1 protein-coding gene is annotated in these 1343 nt (G+C 68.3%); it reads left to right on the plus strand.

The genetic code is table 11. The features are described 5' to 3' along the window. Positions 1 to 3: 3 nt before the first annotated feature. A partial coding sequence (locus K3N28_RS23160; protein WP_374209869.1) for a polysaccharide lyase family 1 protein occupies positions 4 to 1343 on the plus strand: 1340 nt, incomplete at its 3' end.

Here is a 1343-nt window from a genome sequence, read left to right on the forward strand (position 1 = left end):
GCCGTGGTCGTCGCCGGAGTCGCTTTTTCGATGAACCAGGCGTCGGCGCAGTCGGGCGGTGCCACCGGTTACGCGGCGTTGAACGGGGGGACTACCGGTGGTGCGGGCGGTCAGGTCGTCCGGGCCACGACCGGCACCCAGATCAACGCGGCCCTGTGCAACCGGGCCAGTGCCAGCACCCCGATCATCATCCAGGTCGAGGGCACCATCAACCACGGCAACACCAGCGACGTCTCCGGCTCCAGCTGCGATGTCGGCTCGACCCTGATCGACCTCAAGAACGTCAGCAACGTCACGATCGTGGGGGTGGGGAGCGGCGCGGTCTTCGACCAGATCGGCATCCACATCCGCTCCTCGAGCAACATCATCCTGCAGAACTTCACGGTCAGGAACGTCAAGAAGTCCGGCTCGCCCACCTCCAACGGCGGCGACGCCATCGGCATGGAAGCGGGGGTGCGCAACGTCTGGGCCGACCACCTCACCCTGGAGGCCTCGGGCGGGGAGTCCGAGGGCTACGACGGCCTGTTCGACATGAAGAACGACACCAAGTACGTGACCCTCTCCTACAGCGTCCTGCGCAACTCCGAGCGCGGGGGCCTCATCGGCTCCAGCGAGAGCGACACCTCCAACGGCTTCGTCACCTTCCACCACAACCTGTACCAGAACCTCAACTCCCGGGTGCCGCTGCTGCGCGGGGGGATCGCTCACAGCTACAACAACCACTTCACCGGCATCGTGGAGTCGGGCATCAACTCGCGGGCCGGAGCGAGGATCCAGGTCGACAACAACTACTTCGAGGACTCCAAGGACGTCCTGGGGACCTTCTACACCGACGAGCGCGGCGCCTGGGAGGTCAACGGCAACCTCTTCGACAACGTGACCTGGTCGAGCCCGGGCAGCGAGAACTACCCCGCGGGCCCGAACGTGCAGTCCACCACCAGTGTCGCCATCCCCTACTCCCACCGCCTCGACCGGGCCGAGTGCGTGCCCTCCATCGTCGCGGCGACCGCCGGGGCGAACCGGGGCCTGAAGACCTCCGACGGCGACTGCTCCGCGCAGCCGCCCACCCCCGACCCCACCGACCCCGACCCCACCGAGCCCGACCCGACCGACCCTGACCCGACCGATCCTGACCCGACCGAGCCTCCCGGCGGGGCCAACCTCAGCCTCGCCTCCGGGGCCGGGGCCGACGGCTCCAGCAAGGCCGGCGGGACCAGCTACGGCAACGTCCGCGACGGCGACATGAGCACCTACTGGTCGCCCAGCGGCGCCACCGGCCGCATCTCCGTCAAATGGGACTCCGATGTCACGGTGTCCTCGATCAACATCCGCGAGGCGGCGGG

This window comes from Glycomyces sp. TRM65418 (assembly GCF_019710475.1).
Lineage (GTDB): Bacteria > Actinomycetota > Actinomycetes > Mycobacteriales > Micromonosporaceae > Glycomyces.